This is a genomic window from Streptomyces sp. NBC_01635, assembly GCF_045209715.1.
In the GTDB taxonomy this organism is placed as follows: Bacteria; Actinomycetota; Actinomycetes; order Streptomycetales; family Streptomycetaceae; genus Streptomyces; species Streptomyces hirsutus.
The window spans coordinates 6,233,559-6,251,327 of sequence record NZ_CP109277.1; the positions used below are offsets into that span (position 1 = coordinate 6,233,559).

Here is a 17,769-nt window from a genome sequence, read left to right on the forward strand (position 1 = left end):
TGTCGTAAATTGCGAGCTCCCGTATCTGTCAGGCAACCCCCGCACCGCGGGGGTGCGAGAGGAGAACCCATGTCGCTCGACGTCTCACCGGCCCTACTCGAACAGGCCGAGCGAGGCGAGGTCGACGAAGCTGACTTCGTCGACTGCGTCCGGACCTCCCTGCCCTACGCGTGGGAGATGATCAGTTCCCTGGTGGCTCAGCTGAAGGTCGACGGTGGAGAGTTCGCCGACAACCAGACGCCCCCGCCGGACGAGCAGGCACGCGGTCAGCTGCTGCGTGCGCTCGCGAGTGACGCGATCCGCGGAGCGCTGCAGCGGCACTTCGGTGTCCGGCTGGCCTTCCAGAACTGCCACCGGGTGGCCGTGTTCCCGCTGGACTCCTCGGTCGACGAGAGGCTGGCCAAGTTCACCTCGGTCCGGGGACAGCTGCTGAACCAGTCGCCGGAACTGCGCGACTGCTGACGCACCACGTCGGTCGCTTGCCGTCCCGTACGCGGGAGGTGCGGTCTTTCTTCGCACCGGGGCGGCAAGCCATCACCGGACCCCCGACTCGTTCAGGGCCTGTCGGCGAGCTGGGGGATCACCTCGGATCCGAGCCGCCGTACGTTCTCCTCGGTCGCCGCGAGGTCGCCGGAACCCTCGACGAGCAGCGCGAACCGGGAGATGCCGGTCCGCTCGCTGGTCGCGGCGAGCCGGTCCGCGCACAGCCGCGGGGGGCCCACCGGGTGCAGCCCGCAGAGCAGTTCGGTGTAGGCCAGCGGGTCACGCATCCGCCGCTCCCGGCCGTCCACCGTGACATGGGCCCCGAGCCCCTGCCGCAGCCAGCCCGGCATCGCCTTCAGCAGCGCCTCCGCCGCGTCGGTGCGCCGGTCGGCGATCTGGCAGACCCCGGCCGACACATGGGACGCGCGGTGGATCTCCGGCGCCGGCCGCCCGCACGCGCGTGCGTGACGCTGCCACAGGGAGACCATCTCGGCCTTCTCCTCGTCCCCGACGTGCATGCCGAGCAGCATCGGCAGCCCGCGTTCGGCGGCGAGCCGCACGCTCGCCGGAGAGGTGCAGGCAACCACGACCTCGGGGCCCGGGGCTTCGATGAGAGCCTCCGACGGGCGCGGGACGACGGGCACTTCACGGAAGCGGTACCGCTCCCCGTCGGCCGCGACGGACGGCTCGCGCAGCCAGCGCAGCAGCAGATCGAGCGATTCCGGGAAGTCCTGCTCGTACGCCTTCAGGCCGGCTCCGAACACCTCCAGGTCGACCCACGGCCCGCCGCGCCCGATGCCCAGCGAGAACCGTCCACCGCTGGTGACGTGCAGCAGCGCGGCCTGTTCACCGAGCGCCACCGGGTGGGCGGTGGGCAGCACGCTCACCGCCGTGCCGACCCGGATGCGGCGGGTGCGGCCGAGCATGAACGCCGCCAGGGTGATCGCCGAGGGGCAGGTGCCGTACGGCACGAAGTGGTGCTCGCCCAGCCAGACCGCGTCCAGGCCCGCCTCCTCCGCCAGTTCGGCGCAGCGGACCGCCCGGTGCAGTGCCTCTCCTTCGCCCTGCCCGGGGAACCGGGCGCCCAACACGAAACTTCCCACGTGCATTGCTTTCCTGCTTCCTTGGCTCCGACACGGAGCTCCCCCGCAGGGCATAACCGTCTGACACGTGCCGAGGACACGGCGAGGAGGGGGAATTTGCGGATTGTCTGCAGAATGGGCGGTTCCGGAGCCGGTATTGCGCTGCCGTGAAGGGACGCTTGTGATGATTGGTTCCGTACGCCTACCCGGCTTCGCCCCGCGTAGGCTGGATGCGGTCCCTGCATCCTGTATAGCCCCGTGAGGTGTCCTGTGTCCCCGCGTCGCAACCGAGCCAAGGGAGCCGGTTTCTCCGGCCAAAGCGCCGAGGACGACCGGTCCGGGCGCTACGGCGGCTGGCAGTCCACGGAGAGCTGGCACGACGAGGAGTGGAACGTACGGCACGTGGCGGGGGCCAGCGCCCAGGGCAAGGCGTACCGCTGCCCCGGCTGCGACCAGTTGATTCCGGACGGGGTGCCGCACGTGGTGGCCTGGCCGGAGCACGCGGGGGTCGACGACCGCCGGCACTGGCACAAGGCCTGCTGGAACGCCAAGGACCGCCGCACCACGCGGGTGCAGCGGTCCCGTAACGCGCCGAGGTTCTGAGGGCCGCCGGGCCCTCGCGGCCCGGGTCCCCGGGGCCGGTCCTACACGTCCCGCTTGCCGAGCAGCGCGAAGGCGCCGCCGAGCGCCACGGCCGTGAGCCCGATCATGATCCACAGCGGGTCCCAGCCGGACGGGCCGGACGTGCCCAGGGAGTTGGAGTAGAAGATGCTCAGCTGGTTCGGGATGGAGTACTCGAACAGCGCGATGCGCACGTCCTCCAGCGAGGAGGCGAACATGAACATCGCGATCACCAGCGGGGCGAGCACGGCGCCGATCATGAGGGTGATGGCGCCCGCCGAGTGCCGGACGATGGAGCCGACGGCCAGCGAGAGCGTGCCGAGCAGCGCGAGGTAGAGCGAGATGCCGACGGTGGCCTTCAGCCACTCGCCCCCGGTGGGTTCCCCCGCGTTGCTGCCCTCCAGCATCGCCACGTGCAGGAACGCGACGACCGTGGCGGACAGCAGCGTCACCACGAACGCGACCAGGAAGAACACCAGGGCCTTCGCCAGGAGCACCCGCCCGCGCGAGGGGCAGGCGACCATGGTCGTGCGGATCATGCCGGTGCCGTACTCCGAGGCCGTGGTCAGCACTCCCAGCGTGATGATGCACATGCTGCCCAGGAGCAGGCCGAAGAAGCCCATGGACAGCGCGTTCTCACCGCCGAGGTCCGGGTCGGTGCTCGACACCACCACACCGGTCAGCAGACCGATGCCGACGACGAGGAGCACGAACACACCCAGCGTCCACATCGTGGAGCGCACCGACTTGATCTTCGTCCACTCGGAGGCGAGCGCATGCCCGAAGTGGGTGCGCACCACCGGGATCGGCGAGGTGTAACCGGGGTACGCCGAGCCGGAGGCGGGGTGTGCGGCACGGGGCGCCGCCGCCTCCCACGCGGGCGCGGCCGGCTGTGTCGGGGGCTGGGGCGTGCTCATCGGGCGTCCTCGGGCTTGGTCACGTCGGAGCCGGCCGGGCCGGCGGGAGCGGCCGGCGACGCGGCCGGAGCGGCGGCCGGGGCGGCCGACGGGGGAGCGGCCACAGCGGCGCCCTGGCCGGGCTGCGGTACGGGCCGGGCGTACGGGTTGGCCACCGGGGCCACCGGGGCGCCCGGAACCGCTCCAGGGGTGCCCGGAGCACCGTACGGGCCCGCCGGGGCCTGCGGTGCGCCCGGCGCCGCCGCGAAGTGCTGACCGCCCTGCTGGGGCGGCGGCGGGGCGTACCAGCCGATCTGGCCCTGTCCCGGCACCGGTACCGGCGGCTGCGCGCCCGGCGGGAGCGGCTCCTGGAACCCCTCCTTCTGGTCGATGGTCGAGCGGTAGTCGACCGCGCCCTGCGTCATCCGCATGTACGCCTCCTCCAGCGAGGCCTGGTGCGGTGACAGCTCCCACAGCCGTACGCCGGCCTCGTGGGCGATGTCGCTCAGGCGGGGCAGCGGCAGTCCCGTCACCCGCAGCGCGCCGTCCTGCTCGGGCAGCACACTGCCGCCCGCCTCGGTGAGCGCGGCGGACAGCTTCTCGCGCTGCTGCGGCTCGGTGTCCGGGGTGCGCACCCGCGCGAAGTCGGCGGAGTTGGCGGAGATGAAGTCCTTCACGCTCATGTCGGACAGCAGTTGCCCCCGCCCGATCACGATGAGGTGGTCGGCGGTCAGCGCCATCTCGCTCATCAGGTGGGACGAGACGAAGACCGTACGGCCTTCCGCGGCGAGCGACTTCATCAGGTTGCGCACCCAGAGGATGCCCTCGGGGTCGAGGCCGTTGACCGGCTCGTCGAACAGCAGCACCTGGGGGTCGCCGAGCAGCGCGGCGGCGATGCCGAGCCGCTGGCCCATGCCCAGGGAGAAGCCCTTGGAACGCTGCCGCGCCACCTCGTGCAGCCCGACCACGCCCAGTACCTCGTCCACGCGGCGGGCCGGGATGCCGGACAACTGGGCCAGGCTCAGCAGATGGCTGCGCGCGGACCGGCCGCCGTGCACCGCTTTGGCGTCCAGCAGCGCGCCGACCTGCCGGGCGGCGTTGGGCAGCCTGCGGTAGGGATAACCGCCGATCGTGACGTGGCCCGCGGTGGGGTTGTCGAGACCGAGGATCATCCGCATCGTCGTCGACTTGCCCGAGCCGTTGGGGCCCAGGAAGCCGGTGACGGCGCCGGGCCGCACCTGGAAGGAAAGGTTGTACACAGCGGTTTTGTCGCCGTACCGCTTGGTCAGGCCGACTGCCTCGATCATGCTCCGCCCCATCGAGAGGTTCAGGACAACGAGGGCGCACACCCCCGTAAGGGTTAGGAGGATATCGAGAGGTTGACGGTTCCACCCAAGGCGAGGTAAAAACCGGGCCGCTCCTCCGCGTCCCCCCGGGATCTTTCGTCCGGATCGTGCCGGGCGCGCGGGGCTCCGGCACGATCCGGACGAAAGGCCCTACGCGTCGCGCTTCTTCAGCAGCAGGTAGCCGCCGGCGAGCGCCGCGACCACCCACAGCACCATAATGCCGAGTCCGCCCCAGGGCCCGTACGGGGTGTCGTCGTCGAGCGGCACCACCACCTGCATGATCCTGCTGCCGGCCTGATCCGGCAGGAACCGGCCGATCTTCTTCGTCGCGTCGACGTTGCCCAGGATGTTGGAGATCAGGAAGAAGAACGGCATCAGGATGCCCAGCGACAGCATCGGGGAGCGCAGCATCGTGGCGACGCCCATCGAGAACACCGCGATCAGGGTCATGTACAGACCGCCGCCGATCACGGCCCGCAGTACGCCCTCGTCCCCGAGGGACGCCTTGTACTCGCCGAGCACCGCCTGTCCGAGGAAGAAGGCGGCGAAGCCGGTGGCCAGACCCACGACGAGCGCGAGCGCGGTCGCCACCCCGATCTTGCCGGCCAGGAAACCGCCCCGCTGCGGCACGGCCGCCAACGAGGTGCGGATCATGCCGGTGCTGTACTCGTTCGACACCACCAGCACCCCGAACACGATCATCGCCAGCTGACCGAGACTCATCCCGGCGAAGCTGACGAACGTCGGGTCGAAGGCGATCCGGTCACGGGCGCCCATCCTGTCGAGCTCGTTCGCCGACAGCGCCGAGATCAGCATGCCGAGCGCGAGGGTGACGACCACCGCCAGGGAGAGCGTCCACACGGTGGACGCCACCGACCGGATCTTGGTCCACTCGGACCGGATGACCTGCGCCGCCGCCATGCTCAGTCCTTCTTCCAGCCGTCGCCCCACTGCTGCGGGGGCGCGGGCGCGTCGGAGTGCGCGTGGTACTCCACCGACTCCGCGGTCAACCGCATGAACGCCTCCTCCAGGGAGGCCCGCTGCGGGCTCAGCTCGTGCAGCACCAGCTGGTGCCGGGCCGCCAGCTCCCCGATCCGTTCCGCCCCGGTGCCGTCCACCTCCAGCGTCGCGCCTCCGCTCTCCACGACCGTGATGCCGGCCCCGTGCAGCACGTCCAGCAGCCGCTCCCGCTGCGGGGAGCGGATCCGGACGTACGCGCGGGAGTTGTGCGCGATGAAATCGGCCATGGAGGTGTCCGCGAGCAGTCGGCCCTGCCCGATGACGACCAGATGGTCCGCCGTCAGCGCCATCTCGCTCATCAGGTGGGAGGAGACGAAGACCGTGCGGCCCTGCGCCGCCAGCGTCCTCATCAGCGTGCGGATCCAGTGGATGCCCTCGGGGTCGAGCCCGTTGACCGGTTCGTCGAACATCAGGATGCGCGGGTCGCCGAGCAGCGCGCCGGCGATGCCGAGCCGCTGGCCCATGCCGAGCGAGAACCCCTTGGCCTTCTTCCCCGCCACCGACGACAGCCCCACCGTGTCCAGTACCTCGTGCACCCGCTGCCGGGGGATGCCGTTGCTCTGGGCGAGGCACAGCAGGTGGTTGAAGGCGCTGCGGCCGCCGTGCACGGCCTTGGCGTCGAGCAGGGCGCCGATGTACTTCAGCGGGTCCTTGAGCCGGTCGTAGTGCCTGCCGTCGATCCGGACGTCACCCGCGGTGGGCCGGTCCAGGCCCAGCATCATCCGCATGGTGGTGGACTTGCCCGCGCCGTTGGGACCGAGGAAGCCCGTGACGATGCCCGGTCTGACGGTGAACGTCAGATGGTTGACCGCCACCTTCTCGCCGTACCGCTTGGTCAGCCCCTCGAGCTCGATCATGCCGCCACGCTAGAACGGGACAAAGCCCCCTGCCACCTCAGTGACAGAGGGCTTCGCCGATGTTCAGCCACCGTATTCCGGCCAGTAACCGGAACCGCCGGCTACCGGGTCTGCTGGGCCGGAACCCCGCGGGACGTGCTCTCCTCCTCGGCCGGCGAACCGGCCGCGGCCACCGCGGCGCCCGTGAGCGTCGCCAGCATCTCGCGGACGTTGGTCAGCTGGGCGTTGATGGAGTCGCGGCGGTTGGTCAGCGCGGCCAGCTCCCGCTCGGATTCCGAACGGATCCGGTCGGCCTTGGCGTTGGCGTCGGCCACGATGTCCTCGGCCTGGCGCTGAGCGGTCTCCACCGTCTGGCGGGCCCGGCGCTCGGCGTCCGTGCGCAGCTTCTCGGCCTCCAGGCGCAGCTGCTCCGCCCGGTGCTCGATCTCGGCGAGGCGCTTCTCGGCCTTGGCCTGACGCGACGCCAGGTCGCGCTCGGACTGCTCGCGGCGCTTGGCGAGGTTCGTCTCGAAGTCGGCGGCGGCCTGCGCGGCCTTCGCGCGGGTCTCCTCGAAGAGGGCGTCCGCCTCCTCGCGCTTGGACTGGGCGTCCTTCTGCGCGTCCGACCGCAGCTGCGAGGCCTCGCTCTGCGCCTTCTCGACGATCCGGACGCCGTCGTCCTCGGCCTTGGCCTTGCGCTCGGCGGAGTACGACTCCGCGTCGTTGCGCACCTGCTGGGCGGCGGACTCGGCGAGCTCGCGGTGCTGCTCGGCCGCGCGACGAGCCTCCTCACGGAGGTCCTTCGCCTCCTCCTCGGCCAGGCGCAGGATCTTCTCCACGCGCGCGCCGAGACCCGCGTACGACGGCTCGGCGTCGGTGACCTGGGCCTGGGCGTTCTGCGTCTCGAGGTGGAGCTCTTCGATGCGCTTTTCCAGAGCGGTGATGCGGGCGAGAGCGCTGTCACGGTCGGAGACGAGCTTGGAGATTCGTTCGTCCACCTGAGCGCGGTCGTATCCACGCCGCACAAGCTCGAAGCCGTAGGGGGAAGTGTCGCTCATGGGGTTCCTGTCGAATGAGACCGGTGAGGTGATAGGGGGAATCCTAGGGGCCGAAGCGCTGTGTCATCGAGCGGATGCACGTTTGATACGGAGAATGACACCCCTTTTGAGTGGCCGGCCCCCGGAGTGCTTGCCAAGTGCATGCCCAAACCCCCTGACCAGCAAGGGATTTCACCTGCCGACAGGGGGTTTCTCACACCATCGAAGATTTTTGCCCGGTTCGCTCCCAAGGTCCTAACTGTCCGAAGACTTGTTCCGCTGGCCGGGCGTTCCGGCCGTCGCGGCCGCCTTCACCCCGTGGTCCTTGCCGCCGCCCGGCGCCTCGAACGACTCCAGCGCCTCCAGGACGTCCTGCACGCGCGAGATCTCGGCGTTGATGTCCTCGCGCCGCCGCACCAGGACCTCCAACTCGCGCTTGCCCTCCTCGACCGTGGCCCGCGCCTCGCGGATCGCCTCGGCCTTCAGCTCCTCGGCCTCCCTGACCAGCGTGGCCTTCTTCTGCTCGGCCTCCTTCAGGAGACCCTCGGCCTTCTTCACCGCGGCGATACGCACCTTGCCCGCCTCGGAGTTGGCCTCGGACACGATCTCCTTGGCCTTCGCCTGCGCCTTGGCCAGCTGCTCCTCGGACGCCTTGATCAGCGCGTCGCAGCGGTCGCCGGTGGACTTCATGGTCTCGGCCGCCTCACGACGGGCCCGCTCGTGCAGCTCCTCGATCTCACCGGTGATCCGGTCCCGCAGCTCCTCGGCACGCTCCCTGATCCGGGTCGCGTCCCGACGGGCCCCGACCAGCAGCTCGTCCGCGTCCGTACGGGACTTCTCCACCCGGGAGTTGCCCTCGATCGTCGCCTCGGCGACGAGCCGGTCGGCCTCCGTGCGGGCCGCGCCGACCATCGAGTCGGCCTGGGCCTCCGCGTCCGCGGTGGTCTTCTGCGCCTGCTGCTGCGCCTCGGTGAGCAGCTTGTCCGCCTCGGCGGCGGTCTCCGTGATGAGCGTGTCGACCTGCTCGGCCGCCTCCGAACGCCGCTTGTTGGCGTCCTTGCGGGCCTCGTCGAGGGTGCGCTCGGCCTCCTCGCGCGCGGACGTCACCAGCCGCTCCGCCTCCCGCTCCGCGTCGGCCTCGACCCGCGCGGACTCGGTGCGGACCCGCTCCGCGTGCTGCTGCGCCGAGCCGACCGTCTGGGCCGCCTCGGCCCGCAGCCGCTCCGCGTCGCCGGAGGCGTCCGAGATCAGCTTCTCGGCCTTGGCCACCGACTCCGTACGCAGCCGGTCGGTCTCCGCGATCGTCTCCGCGGTGAGCCGCTCCGCCTCGCCGCGCGCCTCCGTGATGAGGGTGTCCACCTGGGTCGCCGCGTCCGAACGGATCCGGTTGGCGTCCTCCCGGGCCTCGGCCCGGGTGCGCGACGCGTTCCGCTCGGCCTCGGCGACCGCGTCCGACGCCTCCGTGCGCATCCGCAGGGTCTGCTCGGAGACCTCCGAACGGACCCGCTCCGCCTCGGTGATCGCCTCGGACACCGTGCGCTCGGCGAGCGCCTTGGCGGCCTCCGTCTCCTCCCGCGCCTCGCGCCGCATCCGGCCGGCGTCCTCGCCGGCCCGCTCCCGCTCCGCGTAGGCGTCGGAGCGGACCCGGTCCGACTCCTCCTCCGCCTCGCGGCGCATGCGGTCCGCCGCGTGCTCGGCGGCCTGACGCAGCCCGGAGATCTCCTCCTGCGCCTGCTCCTGCAGTCCCGCGACCGAGTCCCGCACCTGCTGGGCGTTCTGCTCGGCCGCCGACACCATCTCCGTGGCACGCCGGTCGGCCTCCTCGACCAGCCGTACGGCCTCGGCCTGCGCCTCCTCCACCCGCTTGCGGGCCGAGGCCAGCAGCTCCTCGCTCTGCTCCCGGGCCCGCTCGCGCTCCTGGTCGGCCTCCGTGCGGGCCGCGCCCAGCAACTCCTCGGCCTCGCGCCGGCGCCGGGCGGCCTCCTCCTGCGCGCCCGCCAGCGTCTCCTGCGCCTCCGCGCCGAGCCGCTCGGCGGCGGCCCGTGCCTCGGCCCGGATCCGGTCGGCGCTCTCCTGCGCCTCCGACTTCAGCCGCTCCGCCTCCGCCGAGGCCTCCGACCGCAGCTGTACGGCCACGGACTCGCCCTCCGCGCGGGACGCCGCCGCGTCCGCCGCGGCCTCGTCGCGCAGCCGCTCGGCCTCCGCCTCCGCCTGCTGCCGCAGCGTTCGGCCCCGCTCCGCGGCCTCGGTGCGCAGCCGCTCGGCCTCGTCCGCGGCCTCCCGGCGGATACGGCCCGCCTCCTCGCGGGCGTCGCTCAGCGCCTGCTCGGCCGAGGCGAGCCGCTCCTCGGCCTCCGTGTGCAGCCGGGTCAGCTCCTCGGCGGCCTCCGCGCGGCGCGCGGCGACGGCCCGCTCGGTCTCCTCGTGGACCTCGCGCGCGGCCCGCTCGGCCTCCTCCTTGACCGCGTCGGCCTGCTCGGTGGCCTCCGCGCGGTGGCGCTCCGTCTCCTTGCGCGTGCGCTCCAGCGTCTCCTCGGCCTGCCGGCGCAGCGTCGTGGCGCGCTCGATGGCCTCGGTGCGGACCTTCTCGCTGTCCGTCTGCGCGGTGGAACGCAGCTCGTCCGCGTCCGCCTTCGCCTTCGCCAGCAGCTCCTCGGCGGACCGGGCGGCCTCCTCGATCTGCGACACGGCCTGCTTACGGGCCTCCGCGCGGATCTTCTCGCCCTCGGCGACCGCGTCGGCCCGCAGGTGTTCGGCCTCGCCGCGCAGCCGGCGGGCCTCCTCCTGGAGCTCGACCGTCTTGGCGCGGTACTCCTTGGTGTCGTCCTTCGCCGCGCCCTTGAGCTGCGTGGCGATGTCGTGCGCCTCGGCGCGCAGCCGGTCCGCCTCCGCCTCGGCCTCGCGGCGGATCCGCTCGGCCTCCTCGGCCGCTTCCCTGGTGGTCCGCTTGGCTTCCTCCGACGCCTTGTTGAGCACGTCCTCGGCGGTCCGGGCCGCCTTCGACAGCTGGGTGGCGCTCTCCTCGGCGGTGATCGTGCGGGCCTTCTCGGCGGCTTCCGCGACGATCTTCTCCGCCTCCGCGCGGGCGTCCGCGACGACCTGTTCGGCGTCCGCCTTGGTGGTCTCGGCCTCCTTGGTGGCCTCGCTGACCAGCCGGGCGACCTGCTCCTTGGCCGTGCGCGTACGGGTCTCATTGGCGGACTCGGCGGAGGTGAGCGCCTTCGACGCGGCCTCCTTCGCCTCGGCGAGCACCTTGTCCGCCTCGGCGCGGGCTTCGCGCAGCGCCTCCTCGGCGGCAGACATGCGCTGCTCGGCGGCCTTGGTGAGCTCCTGGGCCTCGCGGCGGGTGGACTCCGACTCGCTGGCCGTCGACGACCGCACCTGCTCGGCGTGGTCGGTGGCCTCCTGCGCCTGCGTGGCGGCGGCGGCCAGCAGCCGCTCGGCGTCCGCGCGGGCCCGGCGCAGCGTCTGGTCGGCCTCCGTGCGGGCCGTCTCGGCCTCGCTCCGCAGCCGGTGACGGGCCTCGGCGGTCACCCGCTCGGCCTCCGCGCGGGCGGCGGACAGCGCCTGCTCGGCCTCCGCGCGGGACTCGTCGAGCAGCCGGCGGGCCTGCTGCTCGGAACGGGCCCGCACCTGCTCGGCCCACGCCACGTTCTCGTTGACGTGCGACTCGACGGTCTGCCTGCGCTCCGCCAGCTCCTGGTCGAGCTGCTGGCGCCGGGTCACCGCCTCCTGGTGCAGCTCCGACTGGAGCCGGGCCGCCTGCTCGGCGTGCTCCTGGAGGATCCGCTGGGTCTGCGCCCGCACCTGGCTCAGCTCGCGCTCCGCGTCCGCGCGGAGCTGGTCGGCCTGCATCTGCGCGTTGCGCAGCAACTGCTCGGCCTGGTAGCCGATGTCGCCGCCCTCGTAAGCGGGCCGGGACATGATGGTGCGCCGCGCCTCGTGCAACTTGGCGCGCAGCACCTCGACCTGGTAGCCGAGGTCGTCGGCGTGCTGGATCGCCTTTTCCCGCTCGGTCTTCAGCCGCTTCATCTCGGCTTCGAACCGAGAGAGGTGGTCGACGTCAGCCGCCGGATCTCGCTCCTGGCTCTCGTAGCCCCGCACTGCGCGGTCCCATCCGTCCCCTGGTCGCAACTCTGGCCGAGTCCCGTCCAACCGCCGAACGGGACCCCCGGGGAATGGTGTCAGATCAGCGGAGGAGTAGGCGCTGCTACCCCCGCGCTTGCCCCCCCCGAAACCCGGACCCCGGTACGTCCTGCTGCCAGGATCGGCGACGTTCACCCGAACGGATGCAGTCGTCACCTTTTCTGACGGCAGGACATGATCGCCCTGGATCGAGCGGCGACCGCACCCAACCCTACCGGCCCTTATGTACGTGGGTCAGTGCTCAGGTGACTCAACGGGTGCCGAAGTGACCAGTTCTGTCAGTACGCCATGACAGTCCTTGGGGTGCAGGAAGGTGATTCGTGACCCCATGGAGCCGCGACGGGGCTCTTCGTACAGCACGCGTACGCCCTTGTCCTTGATCGCGGCGGCCTCGGCGTCGACGTCCGCCGTACCGAAAGCGATGTGGTGGACTCCCTCGCCGTTCTTCGCGAGCCACTTCGCGACGGTGGAGTCCTCCCTGGTCGGCTCCAGCAGCTGGAGGTAGGAAGCGCCCCCGTCCGAGGTCTCGTTGATCTTCAGCATGGCCTCGCGCACGCCCTGCTCCTCGTTGACCTCGGAGTGGAACACCTCGAAGCCGTAGGTGGCCCGGTAGAACTCCACGGTCGCGTCGAGGTCGTGGCAGGCGATTCCGATGTGGTCGATTCGCGTCAGCATGGATTCAGTGGAACGGTCCCCGGACGGTTACGCAACGTGCGCGCGATCACACCGACGGCCCGATGACGGGGCGGACCGCAGCTCAGTACATTCGAAGTAAACCCTCGTTCACTCCTCGGCTGTGCAGCCGGAAGGGGATCGCAGCTCATGACTTCTGCATCTTCCGCACCATCCGCATCGACCGCGGCGAACGGCACGACGTCCGTCATCGTCGCGGGTGCCCGGACCCCGATGGGCCGGTTGCTCGGCTCGCTCAAGTCCTTCTCCGGAGCCGACCTCGGGGGCTTCGCGATCAAGGCCGCCCTCGACCGTGCGGGGATCGGCGGCGACCAGGTCCAGTACGTGATCATGGGGCAGGTGCTCCAGGCCGGGGCGGGGCAGATCCCGGCACGTCAAGCGGCCGTCAAGGCCGGCATCCCGATGAACGTCCCGGCGCTCACCGTCAACAAGGTGTGCCTGTCCGGCCTCGACGCGATCGCGCTGGCCGACCAGCTGATCCGGGCCGGCGAGTTCGACGTGGTCGTGGCCGGCGGCCAGGAGTCCATGACCAACGCCCCGCACCTGCTGCCGAAGTCCCGCGAGGGCTTCAAGTACGGTGCGGTCCAGATGATCGACGCCATGGCGCACGACGGTCTGACCGACTCCTTCGAGAACGTCGCCATGGGCGAGTCCACCGAGAAGCACAACACGCGCCTGGGCATCGGCCGCCCGGAGCAGGACGAGATCGCCGCCCTGTCCCACCAGCGGGCCGCCGCCGCGCAGAAGAACGGCATCTTCGAGGCGGAGATCACCCCCGTCGAGATCCCGCAGCGCAAGGGCGACCCGGTCCTCTTCAGCCAGGACGAGGGCATCCGCGCCGACACCACCGCCGAGTCGCTGGGCAAGCTGCGTCCCGCCTTCGCCAAGGACGGCACGATCACCGCCGGTTCCTCCTCGCAGATCTCGGACGGTGCGGCGGCCGTGGTCGTGATGAGCAAGGCCAAGGCGCAGGAGCTCGGCCTCGAGTGGATCGCCGAGATCGGCGCCCACGGCAATGTGGCGGGACCCGACAACTCCCTGCAGTCGCAGCCGTCCAACGCGATCGCCCACGCCCTCAAGAAGGAGGGCCTCGAGGTGTCCGACCTGGACCTCGTCGAAATCAACGAGGCCTTCGCGGCGGTGGCCGTGCAGTCGATGAAGGACCTCGGCGTGTCCACGGAAAAGGTGAACGTCAACGGCGGTGCCATCGCCCTCGGACACCCGATCGGGATGTCCGGCGCCCGGCTGGTGCTGCACCTGGCACTGGAGCTGAGGCGGCGCGGCGGCGGTATCGGCGCGGCGGCGCTGTGCGGCGGCGGCGGGCAGGGTGACGCGCTGATCGTTCGGGTACCCAAAGCCTGAGCAGGCCGCCCGGCCGTCGTTCCGGGAAGATCCCTACGGCAGGTCCCTACTTGTGAACGGAGCAGTGATGCAGGACGTCTCCACTCTGGTGGCACGGGCCAGGGAAGGCGCGCCGCGTGCCGTGGCCCGGCTGATCTCCCTGGTGGAGGGGGCGTCCCCGCAGCTGAGGGAGGTCATGGCGGCCCTGGCACCGCTGACCGGCAACGCGTACGTGGTCGGTCTGACGGGTTCGCCGGGCGTCGGCAAGTCGACGTCCACCTCGGCGCTGGTGAGCGCGTACCGCAGGCAGGGCAAGCGGGTCGGCGTCCTGGCCGTCGACCCGTCCTCGCCGTTCTCCGGCGGCGCGCTGCTCGGAGACCGGGTCCGGATGTCGGAGCACGCCTCCGACCCCGGCGTCTACATCCGCTCCATGGCGACCCGCGGCCATCTGGGCGGCCTCGCCTGGTCCGCGCCGCAGGCCATCCGCGTCCTCGACGCGGCCGGCTGCGACGTGGTCCTGGTGGAGACGGTCGGTGTCGGCCAGTCGGAGGTGGAGATCGCCTCCCAGGCCGACACGTCGGTGGTCCTCCTCGCGCCCGGCATGGGCGACGGGATCCAGGCGGCCAAGGCCGGAATCCTGGAGATCGGCGACGTCTACGTCGTCAACAAGGCCGACCGCGACGGTGCGGACGCCACCGCCCGTGAGCTGAACCACATGCTGAGCCTCGGCGAGTCCCGCGCCCCCGGCGACTGGCGGCCGCCGATCGTCAAGACCGTCGCCTCGCGCGGGGAGGGCGTCGACGAGGTCGTCGAGGCCCTGGAGAAGCACCACGCGTGGATGGAGGAGCGCGGGGTCCTGGCGGAGCGCCGGCTGGCCCGCGCCGCCCGCGAGGTCGAGACGATCGCCGTCACGACCCTGCGGGAGCGCATCGGTGACCTGCACGGCGACCGCCGCCTGGGCGCGCTGGCGGAACGGATCATCGGCGGCGAACTGGACCCGTACCGAGCGGCGGACGAACTGGTGGCGGGGCTGACGCGGGGCTGACGCGGGGCCCGGGCCCGGGACCGGTCCGCGAGGGCCGGAGGGAGCGCACGGGAAGGGCGGTGCGGGCACTTTCGCCCGCACCGCCCGTCTGTTCACGCGGCCGGTTCAGAGGTCCGCCCGGATCTCCGCTCAGCGGTCGTCGCGGTCGTCCGAGTCGTCGTCCGCGGTGACCTTGCCGCTGTTCAGACCGACCAGCCACTCCCGGTCGTCCCCGCCGGCGGTGACCGTCTCGACCTCCCAGACCGCCTTGTCGCGGGGCCCGTCGTCGTCCAGGTCCACCGACGTCACGGTGCCCTTGGCGGCCGCCGCCTTCGCGGCCTCCTCGGCCGTCACCGACGTGCCCTTCAGCGCGGCGCGCACCTCGTCGGCGTCGTCATCGTCATCCCGCTCCGAGCCCAGGACCTTGCCGCTGCTCGGGTCGATCCACACGCTGTACCAGGTGTCGCCGCCGCCGAGGATGTCGACCTCCCAGGCCGCCCTGCCGCGGTGGTCGTCGTCATCGTCGTCGTCCATCTCGACGGAGACCGCGGTGCCGGGCTGGTGCTTCAGCGCGACGAAGACGGCCTCGGCGGCGATCACGTCCGCGGAGAGCGCCCGAACGTCGTCGTCGTCCAGGTCGTCGCGGCCGTCGTCACCGTCGTTGTCGCGCCGGTCGTCCCGGTCGTCATCGCGGCCGTCGTCGTCCGATCCCCAAGTGTCCACCTGGTTCGTGCTCGTCGGCTCGTCGTCCCCCGAGACCGCGATGGCCGTCGCAGTACCTCCGCCGACCAGCGCCACGGCGGTGACGACGGCGATCGCGATGTTGCGCTTCATGTGGGTTCCTCCCCAGTCGCTGCGTTTTCGACGTCCTCAATCTCGCCGATCAATGCTGAGAGGAACCTGAAACCGCCTGAAGTGATCTTCAGGTTCGCTCTGCGACCCTTGTGCCCATGCGCCCACCCGTCGCCCACCACCACCCTGCCGGAGGCGCTTCGCGCCGCACCTCTCGATTGTTGATCGTGGAGGACGAGAAGCGGCTGGCCCTGTCCCTCGCGAAGGGTCTGACCGCCGAGGGATACGTCGTGGACGTCGTCCACGACGGCCGGGAGGGCCTGCACCGGGCCACGGAGGGCACGTACGACCTCGTGATCCTCGACATCATGCTGCCCGGCCTCAACGGCTACCGCGTCTGCGCCGCCCTGCGCGCCGCCGGACACGACGTGCCGATCCTGATGCTCACCGCCAAGGACGGCGAGTACGACGAGGCCGAGGGCCTGGACACCGGCGCCGACGACTACCTCACCAAGCCGTTCTCCTACGTCGTCCTCGTCGCCCGGGTCAAGGCGCTGCTGCGCCGCCGGGGACAGGGCGCCGGGGCCTCGCCGGTGCATGTGCTCGGGGACCTGAGAATGGACACCGCCGCCCGCCGGGTCTTCCTGGCCGAGGACGAGGTGACGCTCACCGCCAAGGAGTTCTCCGTGCTCGAGCAGCTCGTGCTGCGAGCCGGCGAGGTGGTGTCCAAGCCGGAGATCCTGGAGCACGTCTGGGACTTCGCCTACGAGGGCGACCCGAACATCGTCGAGGTCTACGTCAGCGCCCTGCGCCGCAAGCTGCGCGCCGGGCTGATCCGGACGGTGCGCGGCGCCGGGTACCGGCTGGAGACGGCGCCGTGAACCGCCTGTTCGGCTCGGTCCGCTCCCGGGCGACGCTCGGCGCCACGCTCGTGGTCGCGGTGGCCCTCGTCGTCACGGGCGCCGCGGTCCTGCAGGCGCTGCGCTCCAACCTGACCGCCGAGGCGGGTACCCAGGCGGAGGACACGGCGCGGGCGGTCGCCTCCGAACTCGCCGCGCGGACCCCGTACGACCAGCTGTCGGGGCTGGGCAGCAAGTCCGGGCCCGTGCAGGTCGTCGACGAGGACGGGAACCTGGTCGCAGCCTCCGAAGACCTGCAACGGATCAGCGGCACGGTCACCGACCAGGTCGAGCCCCGCCCATCCTCCCCCTCGCCCTCCGCGTCGGCGTCCCCCTCGCCGTCGGCCCCGGCCCGTGAGGTCGACGACGACGAAGACGAAGACGAGGAGGACGAAGACGAAGAGGACGAGGACGAGGACACCGAGACGCCCCGTAGTCCGAGCACGCCGGAGGACGAGGAGTCCGAACCGTCCCTCGCCCCCGGCGAGACCAGTCGGCAGACCACCTTCGGCAGCGGTGCCGCGACCATGGACGACGACACGGCGGACTACCGCTTCGCGGCCGTCGACGTGCAGACCCACGACCGGGGCCTGCTCACCGTCTCCGCGGGCGCCCCGCTGGCCGCCGAGCACAGCGCCGTACGCACCGCGCTGACCGTGATGCTGATCGGCTTCCCGCTGCTGGCGGCGCTGGTCGCCGGGATGACCTGGGTGGTCACCGGGCGTGCCCTGCGTCCGGTCGCCGGCATCCGCGAGGAGATGGCCGCGATCACCGCGTCCGAGGACCTCAAGCGCCGGGTCCCGGAACCGGGGACCCACGACGAGATCGCGCGGCTCGCCCGCACCACCAACGAGACGCTCGCCGCCCTGGAGACGTCCGTGGAGCGGCAGCGGCGGTTCGTCGCCGACGCCTCGCACGAGCTGCGCAGCCCGATCGCCTCCCTGCGCACCCAGCTGGAGGTGGCCGCCGCCCACCCCGAACTCCTCGACCTGGACGGCGCCGTCGAGGACACCGTGCGGCTCCAGCACCTCGCCGCCGACCTGCTGCTGCTCGCCCGGCTGGACGCGGGGGAGCGGCCCGTCGACGCGCGGGTCGACCTGGCCGCGCTGGCCCGCGAGGAGGCGGCGGGACGGACGGGGGTGACCGTGGACGCGGAGTCGGCGGAGGTGGCCGGGTCGCGGGGGCAGCTGGCCCGGGTGCTCGGCAACCTGCTCGACAACGGACGCCGGCACGCCCGCGAGACGGTCTCGGTGAGTGTGCGGCGGGAGGGCGACTGGGCGGTGCTCGCGGTCGCGGACGACGGCGACGGGGTGGCCGAGGCCGACCGGGAGCGGATTTTCGAGCGGTTCGTCCGGCTGGACGCCGCCCGCAGCCGCGACGACGGCGGGGCCGGTCTGGGCCTCGCCATCGCGCGGGACGTCGCGGTACGGCACGGGGGGACGCTCACGGCCGGTGCGGCCCCCTCGGGCGGAGCCCTGTTCGCACTCCGCCTGCCGCTCGCCTGAGCTCTCTCACCGGCCGGCCGCCTCGGTCCCGTCCCTCAGGGGCGGGGC

The 17,769-nt window shown here is 71.9% G+C and carries 14 protein-coding genes and 1 pseudogene; 6 read left to right on the top strand and 9 right to left on the bottom strand.

Annotated elements, in window-relative coordinates:
* Window positions 1-69 precede the first annotated feature (69 nt).
* The gene (locus OHB56_RS29105; RefSeq protein WP_042167610.1) at window positions 70-462 is read left to right on the top strand and encodes an SCO5389 family protein; all 393 of its coding nucleotides are present in this window, start codon (window positions 70-72) and stop codon (window positions 460-462) included.
* Window positions 463-554: 92 nt separating this feature from the next.
* Here OHB56_RS29105 and OHB56_RS29110 read toward each other — a convergent pair whose 3' ends face one another.
* Window positions 555-1,592, bottom strand: a complete 1,038-nt coding sequence (locus tag OHB56_RS29110; RefSeq protein WP_406356494.1) for an LLM class flavin-dependent oxidoreductase — start codon at window positions 1,590-1,592, stop codon at window positions 555-557.
* A 243-nt stretch (window positions 1,593-1,835) separates the two neighbouring features.
* Between OHB56_RS29110 and OHB56_RS29115 the strand changes: the two genes are divergently transcribed.
* On the top strand, window positions 1,836-2,168 hold the full coding sequence (locus OHB56_RS29115; RefSeq protein WP_055593446.1) for a hypothetical protein: 333 nt from the start codon (window positions 1,836-1,838) through the stop codon (window positions 2,166-2,168).
* Between the two features lie 41 nt (window positions 2,169-2,209).
* On the opposite strand, the gene OHB56_RS29120 is transcribed toward OHB56_RS29115, so the two are convergent.
* From OHB56_RS29120 to mce, 7 genes and pseudogenes are all read right to left on the bottom strand, one after another.
* The gene (locus OHB56_RS29120) at window positions 2,210-3,103 is read right to left on the bottom strand and encodes an ABC transporter permease subunit (protein WP_406356497.1); all 894 of its coding nucleotides are present in this window, start codon (window positions 3,101-3,103) and stop codon (window positions 2,210-2,212) included.
* Window positions 3,103-4,389, bottom strand: a pseudogene (locus tag OHB56_RS29125) (ABC transporter ATP-binding protein); the annotation flags it as partial. The gene OHB56_RS29120 and the pseudogene OHB56_RS29125, both read right to left, overlap by 1 nt.
* Window positions 4,390-4,578: 189 nt before the next feature.
* Entirely contained in the window at window positions 4,579-5,349 is a 771-nt protein-coding gene (locus tag OHB56_RS29130; RefSeq protein ID WP_406356499.1) for an ABC transporter permease, read from the bottom strand.
* Between the two features lie 2 nt (window positions 5,350-5,351).
* Window positions 5,352-6,305 (bottom strand): ABC transporter ATP-binding protein, encoded by a 954-nt coding sequence (locus tag OHB56_RS29135; protein ID WP_406356500.1) that lies wholly within the window; start codon window positions 6,303-6,305, stop codon window positions 5,352-5,354.
* Window positions 6,306-6,406: 101 nt separating this feature from the next.
* Window positions 6,407-7,342, bottom strand: a complete 936-nt coding sequence (locus tag OHB56_RS29140; protein WP_055593441.1) for a hypothetical protein — start codon at window positions 7,340-7,342, stop codon at window positions 6,407-6,409.
* A gap of 234 nt (window positions 7,343-7,576) precedes the next feature.
* A complete protein-coding gene (scy, locus tag OHB56_RS29145) occupies window positions 7,577-11,425 on the bottom strand; it encodes a polarized growth protein Scy (RefSeq protein WP_406356501.1) in 3,849 nt (1,282 codons plus the stop codon).
* Between the two features lie 276 nt (window positions 11,426-11,701).
* Window positions 11,702-12,142 carry a methylmalonyl-CoA epimerase gene (mce, locus tag OHB56_RS29150; protein WP_055593439.1) on the bottom strand — a complete coding sequence of 147 codons (441 nt, stop codon included), beginning with the start codon at window positions 12,140-12,142 and terminating at the stop codon, window positions 11,702-11,704.
* Window positions 12,143-12,289: 147 nt separating this feature from the next.
* Here mce and OHB56_RS29155 point away from each other — a divergent pair, with 147 nt between their 5' ends.
* A complete protein-coding gene (locus tag OHB56_RS29155; protein ID WP_406356503.1) occupies window positions 12,290-13,522 on the top strand; it encodes an acetyl-CoA C-acetyltransferase in 1,233 nt (410 codons plus the stop codon).
* 67 nt (window positions 13,523-13,589) lie between these two features.
* Window positions 13,590-14,546, top strand: a complete 957-nt coding sequence (gene meaB, locus OHB56_RS29160) for a methylmalonyl Co-A mutase-associated GTPase MeaB (protein WP_055571060.1) — start codon at window positions 13,590-13,592, stop codon at window positions 14,544-14,546.
* 129 nt (window positions 14,547-14,675) lie between these two features.
* On the opposite strand, the gene OHB56_RS29165 is transcribed toward meaB, so the two are convergent.
* Entirely contained in the window at window positions 14,676-15,359 is a 684-nt protein-coding gene (locus OHB56_RS29165; RefSeq protein ID WP_406356505.1) for a PepSY domain-containing protein, read from the bottom strand.
* Between the two features lie 116 nt (window positions 15,360-15,475).
* On the opposite strand from OHB56_RS29165, the gene OHB56_RS29170 reads away from it, so the two are divergent.
* Window positions 15,476-16,198: a response regulator transcription factor gene (locus OHB56_RS29170; RefSeq protein WP_326754811.1), complete on the top strand. Its 723-nt coding sequence runs from the start codon at window positions 15,476-15,478 to the stop codon at window positions 16,196-16,198.
* Window positions 16,195-17,721, top strand: coding sequence for a sensor histidine kinase (locus OHB56_RS29175; protein ID WP_406356508.1), 1,527 nt, complete (start codon window positions 16,195-16,197; stop codon window positions 17,719-17,721). Before OHB56_RS29170 ends, OHB56_RS29175 begins: the two co-directional genes overlap by 4 nt.
* The last annotated feature ends 48 nt before the right edge of the window (window positions 17,722-17,769 follow it).

Coding starts and splice junctions, on each gene's coding strand:
- meaB (WP_055571060.1), top strand. CDS start 13,590: ATGCAGGACGTCTCCACTCTGGTGGCACGGGCCAGGGAAGGCGCGCCG.
- OHB56_RS29140 (WP_055593441.1), bottom strand. CDS start 7,342: ATGAGCGACACTTCCCCCTACGGCTTCGAGCTTGTGCGGCGTGGATAC.
- OHB56_RS29110 (WP_406356494.1), bottom strand. CDS start 1,592: ATGCACGTGGGAAGTTTCGTGTTGGGCGCCCGGTTCCCCGGGCAGGGC.
- OHB56_RS29155 (WP_406356503.1), top strand. CDS start 12,290: ATGACTTCTGCATCTTCCGCACCATCCGCATCGACCGCGGCGAACGGC.
- OHB56_RS29130 (WP_406356499.1), bottom strand. CDS start 5,349: ATGGCGGCGGCGCAGGTCATCCGGTCCGAGTGGACCAAGATCCGGTCG.
- mce (WP_055593439.1), bottom strand. CDS start 12,142: ATGCTGACGCGAATCGACCACATCGGAATCGCCTGCCACGACCTCGAC.
- OHB56_RS29135 (WP_406356500.1), bottom strand. CDS start 6,305: ATGATCGAGCTCGAGGGGCTGACCAAGCGGTACGGCGAGAAGGTGGCG.
- OHB56_RS29170 (WP_326754811.1), top strand. CDS start 15,476: ATGCGCCCACCCGTCGCCCACCACCACCCTGCCGGAGGCGCTTCGCGC.
- OHB56_RS29120 (WP_406356497.1), bottom strand. CDS start 3,103: ATGAGCACGCCCCAGCCCCCGACACAGCCGGCCGCGCCCGCGTGGGAG.
- OHB56_RS29165 (WP_406356505.1), bottom strand. CDS start 15,359: ATGAAGCGCAACATCGCGATCGCCGTCGTCACCGCCGTGGCGCTGGTC.
- OHB56_RS29105 (WP_042167610.1), top strand. CDS start 70: ATGTCGCTCGACGTCTCACCGGCCCTACTCGAACAGGCCGAGCGAGGC.